Source organism: Acutalibacter sp. 1XD8-36, from assembly GCF_009917525.1.
Taxonomy (GTDB): Bacteria; Bacillota; Clostridia; order Oscillospirales; family Acutalibacteraceae; genus Acutalibacter.
This window is the reverse complement of the sequence record NZ_QZDU01000055.1, coordinates 1-1,253: the sequence shown is the minus strand read 5'-3', so window position 1 is coordinate 1,253 and position 1,253 is coordinate 1. Positions and strand designations below refer to the sequence as shown.

Sequence of the window (1,253 nt, the reverse complement as noted above, 5' to 3'; positions counted from 1 at the left end):
TTTTTTGAATTTCTTTGCCGCTAGAGCCAAAACCGCCTATTTTCCAGACGATTTCAATATTCTGCTGTGGATAGGCATACACTCGATCAATCAACATATCCACCAGCTCGGTGTTTAGCTTGCCTATATCTGCCACCTTTTCTGCCAACAACCTGTTGGCGTTTTTTGTTTGCCCATCTGCCTGCCGCTGGGATAACTGAGTGGAGAGCGCAGCGTGTACCTCCTGCAAGCGGGCTAATTCAGCATCCAGCGCACCTTTCTTCATTCTGTATTCCTGCTCACTCAGTTCATGGAGAACTATTTGCTCAAACAGCACACGCTTTTGCTCCTGGATTTCGCTGATCTGCTGTCCGTACCCGGCCTGTTTTGCCGAAAGAGCGTCTAAACAGTTAGTGTCCATATCAGCCGCACCCAAGATGATTTGCGCCTGCTTTTTCAGAACTGTGTATACTACCGATTCCAGCGCAGATTCTTCTACGCTCAGTCCATGACAAGGGGCATTTTCATCTGCCCGTGAATGAGTGCATACAAAATGGCGTTCTTTCGTACCGTATCGAGGCATTGCATGGAGGCAGCACCCACAAAACACTTTGCTCCGAAGCGGGTAAGCATGAATCTGTTTCTTCACGCATTTTGGACGCTTGAATAACTCTTGTACACGCCCATACAATTCAGCCGGGATAATGGCCGGATGGTGGTTCGGTATTTTCACCCACTCGCTTTCATCTTTCATTCTGACATGATTACTCCCGACCTCCACACGCCTACTCTTTCCTATAATATATGTGCCTGTGTAGCGCTCGTCCCGCAAAAGTCTGGCAAGCGTAGAGCGCTGCCATATCCCACCGCACCGGGAAACGTCGTGATAGGGCTGGCCTTTCGCCTTTTTGTACTCGCCTGGGGTTGGTACGTTGCGGTCAAATAGCGCCTTAATGATGGCTGTGGTATTCTGCCCCTGTGCCGCCATTTCAAAAATTATCCGCACAATGGGGGCAGTTTCCGGGTCCGGCTCCATGCGGCCATCCGCACCTTTCTGGTATCCGTAGGGGCAAATCTTGCTCTGATACTCGCCCCGCTTGAATTTCACATACTTGGCGCTTTTATACTTGATGGACAAGTCCCGGCTGTATAATTCGCTGACAAGGTACTTGAACGCCATATTCAGTCCGCCGGTATCTGCATGGAGCTTGCCGCTGTCAAAATCATCGTTGATGGAGATAAACCGTACTCCATAGAGAGGGAAAACCTTCTCC

The 1,253-nt window shown here is 49.7% G+C and carries 1 protein-coding gene; it reads right to left on the bottom strand.

Annotation, left to right across the window (positions count from 1 at the left end):
- Positions 1-1,159: recombinase family protein (locus D5270_RS16465; RefSeq protein ID WP_207709424.1), on the bottom strand; the 1,159-nt coding region annotated here is incomplete at its 3' end.
- Positions 1,160-1,253 lie beyond the last annotated feature (94 nt).